This window comes from Nocardia vinacea NBRC 16497 (assembly GCF_000308835.1).
In the GTDB taxonomy this organism is placed as follows: domain Bacteria; phylum Actinomycetota; class Actinomycetes; order Mycobacteriales; family Mycobacteriaceae; genus Nocardia; species Nocardia vinacea.
Genome location: NZ_BAGN01000354.1, coordinates 1 through 5,796, shown reverse-complemented (window position 1 = coordinate 5,796; position 5,796 = coordinate 1). Strand labels below are relative to the sequence as shown.

Below are 5,796 nucleotides of genomic sequence, written 5' to 3'. Positions count from 1 at the left end.
CCCGTGAGCGGTTCGGCCGAAGATATCGCGGCGGGGAAGTTGACGGTGCTGCTGGGTGGTCCGGCACCGGCGGTGGAAGCGGCGCGCCCGGTGCTCGAGGCCTATGCCCGGACGATTGTCGCCACGGGTGGGCTCGGTAGCGCATTGGGTGTGAAATTGGTGAACAACGCATTGTTCGCCGCGAATGCGCAACTGGTGGCGCTCGCGGCGGAGGTCGGCAGGCGATTGGGCATCGAGGACAACGATTTGCTGGATGCGCTGGCAGTGTGCAGCGGAAACAGCTATGCGGCGAATTCGATTCGGCGCACCGGGGGATTCCCGAAATTCGAACAGTTGGCGGCTCCGTTCCTACGCAAGGACGTGGCGGCGTGTGTCGCCGCGACATCCGATCTCGGCGTTGATCTAGGCCTGCTCGGTACTGTGATCTCCGACGGCCCATTCGATCTCGGCTGACGCCGAAGCGGCCGGATACCAACGCATCTCGGCCGCCGCGAGGAGATCCGCTACTCGACAATCCCCGCGGTGGTGGGTTTGCACCGTATCGCATGACGAACGCGACCAGCACCGACCCACCATTGTCCAGAAGGTGAGCACATAGGCGCGGTCGGTGAATATCTGCGGATCGGCTGTTCGACCGAACGCCCGACCGCATTGATGTGTGCGACGACCGGGTCGGATGTACTTGTTCGATGGGTAGAAAGTGAAGTGCAGGATGACCAACGAAGCCGTGACGGAGTTTCTGGACCGCTTCCGTATCCCACTCATCGCCGCGCCGATGACGGGGGTGTCCGGCCTGGAGTTGGCCGTGGCGGCGGCCGATAGCGGGATCGGAGCTTCGTTTCCGGTTCACAACGCGGCATCGCCCGCCGAGGTGGACCGATGGCTGCGGCATCTCGAGCAGCGCCCGGGACTGGTGATCCCCAACCTCGTCGTGCACCGGACGAATGCCCGGCTGGCAGCCGATCTCGCCGTCATCACCGCCCATCGGGTACCCGCCGTCATCACCAGCGTCGGGTCGCCCGCCCATGTCGTCGCACCGCTGCACGACGCCGGTGTGCTGGTCTTCGCAGATGTGGCATCCCTGCGCCATGTCGAGAGCGCGATCGCCGCGGGCGTCGACGGGCTCGTGCTGCTCACCGCGGGCGCGGGCGGGCAGACCGGATGGGCGAACCCGTTCGTGTTCATTCGCGCGGTCCGGCGCATCTGGGACGGTCCACTGGTGCTGGCCGGCGGGATCACCGATGGCGTAAGCATGGCGGGCGCCATCGTCGCGGGCTGCGATCTGGTGTACATGGGCACACCCTTCATCGCCACGGCGGAAAGCGTCGCGCACGAGTCCTATAAGCAGGCAGTGGTGCGCGCGTCAATGGACGATATCGAGCTGACCAGCGCCCTCACCGGCCTGCCGACCAGCATGATCCGAGCCGACACCGTGAACACCGAAACACAGCATGCCGCAACCAGATTCGATGCGGCCGAGCTCGGGCAGGGCGACCAGCAGCAATTATCGGTCCAAGCGCAGATGTTCAGTGCCGGCCATGGCGTGGCCGGGGTGCACGACATCGTCGTTGTCGCCGACCTCATCGACCGCGTCGAACGGGAATTCACCGCGGCGCGCACTGGGGCATCCGGTTGCCACACGCCCGGTCGTCGACAACCACCTGAGAACGCACTTCTGTAACAACCGCATCCCCCACGCCCGACCGCAATCGGTGGGATTCGCCGATGGCGCGCAACAAGCAATGCGCGCCCTAGTACCCCGCCCGGATAGCTTGCGTCGTTATCAGGTCCGGCTGCGCGCCGAGGGTAGTCGAAACGTGGCTCGCCACATCGTCCGACACCGCAATTCGACTGCGCTCGACGGGATGGTGCCACACCTGAGAATCGGTTACCGCAGAAACTAATTGGACGCGGCACTAGCGTCGGGATGTCCCGCGCGCCGCGCATGTTTTCGCCCCGCGATTCGGTGCGTGGAGTAACAAAAGGTGCGCGGGAGCGTTGTCGTTTTCGAGGCAACCTATTTGGACGAGGCGTCCGGGAAACAGTAACGACCTCAGTCCATTGCGTGTTGGACTGAGGCCGTTACCCTTGTCGGTCGGGGTTGTTACGCCGTGGGGCGGGTGAACTCACCGTCTTGCACGCCTGCGGTGAAGGCGTCCCACTCGCCCGGAGTGAATACGAGTGCTGGACCGGTCGGGTTCTTGCTGTCGCGAACCCCGACGCCACCGCCGTCCAGGAATGCCACCTCCACACACTCGACGTTTCCGGAGCTGCGGGTGCTCTTGAACCACTTCGCCCCCGCTAGGCGGTCATCGTTCACTGTCTCGAGTCCTTCCGTGCTACCTGCCGCAGCAGTGCCCTACTGGCCACTGCATCCAGCGCTGTGTGCTGGATCGTCGCAGACGCACGGCGGTATCGCTCGACGTCTGCCTCTTCCTCAAGGTACATGGCGCCGGTGTAGTTCTCGACGTAGATGACGGTCGGTTCGGCTACACCGTTCGTTTTGGGTTCGAAGTCGAGGATGACGAAAGGGCCGACTGGTGTACCAAGTGGAAAACCCGCCTTGAACGGCAGGATGCGGATCGAGATGTTCGGCCGGGTGCTCATGTCCGCAAGATGTCGGCACTGAGCCGCTGTGATCGCCTCGCTTCCGACGACGGTGTGCAATACCGACTCGTGGAGTACGAGATCCACGGTGACCGGTGACTTCTTACGAGTGAGGATCTTCTGGCGCTGCATCTTCAACTCGATCCTGCGCTCGTGCTCCTCCTCGGATTCCTTCGGGAAGTAGATCCGATTCAATGCGCCAGCGTAGTCGGCCGTTTGCAGTAGGCCGGGCGCCAGATCAGGTCGCCAGATCTCCATCGACCGTGCGTCGGTCTCCAAGCGCATGTAGACGTCGAGGTTGGCTTGAATGAGATCGTTGTATGGGTTGTACCAAGTCTTTTCGGCCACCTGCCGAGCCAGCTCGATCATGGCCGCGACTTCATGGTCGGGGATTTCGAGGATCTTGCCGAGCTCGACGAGATCCCGGTCCAGCACCTTGCCGGGTTCCCCCCGTTCGAAGCGCGCGTACCTACTGTGGCTCCACTGCATCGCTTTCGCGACTGCCTCCTGGGTGAATGACGTGTTCGCCTCGCGCTGTCGGCGGACGAACTGCCCCAGCTGGCGTCGTGGCAGTGAAATGTGTCCCGCAACAACCATCGCAGCTCCTTGGCACTATCAGAAATGACAGGGTTCGACTGCCATAGTGGCAGTCTCCCTGCGGTTTTGAGCCACTTTTGGAGAGATGATGGTTTGACAGTGCCGTTTTGGCGGTCGAGTGATCTGATGTGGAGACGCCCGGCGGACGAGCTTCGACGCAAGTCGCGTCCCGCCTTCCGGCTCTGCGTTTGCCCCATCCCAATCGAGGCCGGGTGCCCCAAAGACTCGTACCGACCGGAGGTTCAGAATGATAGCGAACAAGCAAGTGGCAGAACCGGGTACACGCCGATGGGCCCGGCCGAAGGCCGTCGGATTCGTGCGCGGTGACGTGTCCGGACTCGCCGCACCCCGGCACGCGAGCGCCGTGACGCGGCACGCCCAATTGCTGGGCTATCAGTACGTTTGCACGGTCCGCCCCCCGCGGGACGCATCCGATCCGATCGGATATGCCCTCGGTATCGCGGCCGGGCTCGGTGTGGCCGCGCTCGTCGTCTTCGACTTGGCCCATATCGACGATCAACCGGCGCGGGTGTGCGAGGACTTCGATCTCGAAACCGTCTGCCCGGCAACCACTTGGGCCCGCGCGGCGCGCCCGGGACCGTGCGCGATGGGCGCGGCGTGATGAACCAGGAACTCGTCTTCACCTTGCCGCAGATCTGCGAGTACACGGACATCGATCTGGCCCACGCCCTGATGCGTGGGCATCGTAACTGCAGGCGTCATCGGTGCGCGTGGAAGGCTGCCGCGTACTACACGCTGATGGACGCCGGACGGCTCGTCCCGCAAACGGTGACGCCGCGCGAGCGGGCCATGGCGCGGGGGATTGCGTTCCCTCCGTTGGACAGCGAGCCGCTCGCCCCGGACGGGCCGACCCTGCGCACATTGCAGGAGGTGCTGGACAAGCTCAACGAACTGGCGTCGCCGGTCCCCGGCGTGGGCGCGAGCAATCGCGGCATCGACTGACACTTCGACGGGGGTCCGGAATGAGCGAGCATCGCACCGAGGTAGACGGCTGGCGGGCGGACTGGCGGATCGACCGCCACCGCATCCGAATGATGCTGGTACGCAACCTATCCGAATCGCAACCGCTGCTGTCCGCCGCGACACCTGCCGTCGCACCGGACCTGGCCGAGCTGCGCGAACGGTTCCCGGAACTCTCGCGGCTATGGGACGCGATCCGGCACGAGTATTGGGTCGAATTCTTTGTCCCCCAAGAACATTCACAGGGAACGATCTAGCGAAAGGGATATCCGGTGACCTCCGATCCCGAATCGGCTCGAGTGCAACAGCTCGCCAGTCGCGCCGCACGAGCAGGCTACCTGCTGACACGTGATCACGGCTGGACTCTGCTCGACGCGGAAGACGGCGAAGCGCTGTTTTCGTCAGCGTCCCTGGATCTGATCGAGCAGTGGCTGTCCCAGTGACTCATCCGACAGGTTTCAGCCACCCGCTGACGATTCGGTTCACTGACGACTGTCCGACAATTCGAGTCGACGGCACGGACTGTCCAGGAGGAGCAACCCAGGTCGTGGATCGTCCTGGCGTGCAACTTCATTCGGCTGACCGCAGTGTCGGTGGGCGGTAGTACGGTGCGCCACATGGCCGCGAACCCGTCGAACCCACACGACGCATATTTCCGCAATGTGCTCGGCCGTCCCGCCGAGGCGGCCTCGGAACTACGTCTGGTGTTGCCGAGAGAGATTGTGGCGCGCCTGGATTGGGCCACCCTCGAGGTGCAGTCGGGCACGTTCGTGTCCGACGAGTTGCGGTCCCGCCAAAGTGATCTGCTGTTCCGGACCCGCCTCGACGGTCACGACGCGTTCGTCTACATCTTGTTGGAGCATCAGAGCCGCAGTGACAATCTGATGCCGTTCCGGATGCTCGAATACATCGTCAGCATCTGGAACCATTACCTGCGCGCGCAGCCTGATGCTCGATCGCTGCCGCCGATCATTCCGGTGGTAGTCCACGTCGGTCCAACCGGATGCCGTTGGACGGCACCGATGGACGTAGCGGAGTTGATCGATGTTGATGCCGACACCCGGGCGGCGCTCGGGGATTGCATGCCACGGTTGCGGTACATACTCGACGACATCAATGCCGTCGATCTGCCCGCACTTCTGCGACGGCCTCTGACACCTGCGGCCAAAGTCATGCTGTTCCTGCAGAAGACCGCGTCGGGCAACACCGACTTGGTCGCGCAGCTGCTGCTTCTTCACCCCGAACTGCGCGCCATTATCGCAGGTCCAGGCGGGAAACAGGACTTCAGAATCATCGTGAAGTACATTATGTTGGTCGGTGATATGAATCCCGACGACCTCGATCCCCTCGCCGATCAACTCGGGCATGAAGCTAAGGATGTCATCGTGACTACCGCTGACAGGTTGCGCGCAGAAGGTCGAGCAGAAGGGGAAGCGCGTGGTGAGGCGCGCTGGCGAGCGGCGACGTTGATCGAGCAGTTGACGTTTAAGTTTGGTCGGCTGCCTGCTTCGGTCGAGCAGGCTGTCCGTGATGGTGGGTTGGAGCAGCTGAAGCTGTGGTCCGCGCGGGTGCTCACGGCGAGCAGTCTGGACGACGTGCTGGCCTGAGTGG

Annotated in this window: 9 protein-coding genes; 7 read left to right on the top strand and 2 right to left on the bottom strand. The window is 63.5% G+C overall.

The window, feature by feature from the left end; translation table 11 throughout:
• Together ON44_RS34160 and ON44_RS34155 are read left to right on the top strand one after the other, a co-directional pair.
• Positions 1-453 (top strand): NAD-binding protein (locus ON44_RS34160; protein ID WP_040698342.1); only part of this gene is annotated, 453 nt, incomplete at its 5' end.
• 259 nt (positions 454-712) lie between these two features.
• Positions 713-1,681, top strand: a complete 969-nt coding sequence (locus ON44_RS34155) for an NAD(P)H-dependent flavin oxidoreductase (protein ID WP_051182732.1) — start codon at positions 713-715, stop codon at positions 1,679-1,681.
• A 423-nt stretch (positions 1,682-2,104) separates the two neighbouring features.
• Here ON44_RS34155 and ON44_RS34150 read toward each other — a convergent pair whose 3' ends face one another.
• Both ON44_RS34150 and ON44_RS34145 read right to left on the bottom strand, forming a co-directional pair.
• Positions 2,105-2,320, bottom strand: coding sequence for a DUF397 domain-containing protein (locus ON44_RS34150; protein WP_040698338.1), 216 nt, complete (start codon positions 2,318-2,320; stop codon positions 2,105-2,107).
• The gene (locus ON44_RS34145) at positions 2,317-3,204 is read right to left on the bottom strand and encodes a helix-turn-helix domain-containing protein (RefSeq protein WP_040698337.1); all 888 of its coding nucleotides are present in this window, start codon (positions 3,202-3,204) and stop codon (positions 2,317-2,319) included. Before ON44_RS34145 ends, ON44_RS34150 begins: the two co-directional genes overlap by 4 nt.
• A gap of 265 nt (positions 3,205-3,469) precedes the next feature.
• On the opposite strand from ON44_RS34145, the gene ON44_RS34140 reads away from it, so the two are divergent.
• The 5 genes from ON44_RS34140 to ON44_RS34125 all read left to right on the top strand — a co-directional run bounded on the left by ON44_RS34140 (position 3,470) and on the right by ON44_RS34125 (position 5,792).
• Positions 3,470-3,826, top strand: a complete 357-nt coding sequence (locus tag ON44_RS34140; RefSeq protein WP_157187411.1) for a hypothetical protein — start codon at positions 3,470-3,472, stop codon at positions 3,824-3,826.
• The gene (locus ON44_RS34135) at positions 3,826-4,167 is read left to right on the top strand and encodes a hypothetical protein (RefSeq protein ID WP_157187410.1); all 342 of its coding nucleotides are present in this window, start codon (positions 3,826-3,828) and stop codon (positions 4,165-4,167) included. The genes ON44_RS34140 and ON44_RS34135 overlap by 1 nt, the downstream gene beginning before the upstream one ends.
• A gap of 20 nt (positions 4,168-4,187) precedes the next feature.
• On the top strand, positions 4,188-4,442 hold the full coding sequence (locus tag ON44_RS34130) for a hypothetical protein (RefSeq protein ID WP_040698332.1): 255 nt from the start codon (positions 4,188-4,190) through the stop codon (positions 4,440-4,442).
• Between the two features lie 15 nt (positions 4,443-4,457).
• Entirely contained in the window at positions 4,458-4,628 is a 171-nt protein-coding gene (locus tag ON44_RS51425) for a hypothetical protein (protein WP_169338126.1), read from the top strand.
• A gap of 174 nt (positions 4,629-4,802) precedes the next feature.
• Positions 4,803-5,792: an Rpn family recombination-promoting nuclease/putative transposase gene (locus ON44_RS34125; protein WP_040698331.1), complete on the top strand. Its 990-nt coding sequence runs from the start codon at positions 4,803-4,805 to the stop codon at positions 5,790-5,792.
• The last annotated feature ends 4 nt before the right edge of the window (positions 5,793-5,796 follow it).

Excerpts from the sequence above, each read along its gene's own strand:
- ON44_RS34130 (WP_040698332.1), top strand. The coding sequence starts at position 4,188 with ATGAGCGAGCATCGCACCGAGGTAGACGGCTGGCGGGCGGACTGGCGG.
- ON44_RS34135 (WP_157187410.1), top strand. The coding sequence starts at position 3,826 with ATGAACCAGGAACTCGTCTTCACCTTGCCGCAGATCTGCGAGTACACG.
- ON44_RS34125 (WP_040698331.1), top strand. The coding sequence starts at position 4,803 with ATGGCCGCGAACCCGTCGAACCCACACGACGCATATTTCCGCAATGTG.
- ON44_RS34145 (WP_040698337.1), bottom strand. The coding sequence starts at position 3,204 with ATGGTTGTTGCGGGACACATTTCACTGCCACGACGCCAGCTGGGGCAG.
- ON44_RS34155 (WP_051182732.1), top strand. The coding sequence starts at position 713 with ATGACCAACGAAGCCGTGACGGAGTTTCTGGACCGCTTCCGTATCCCA.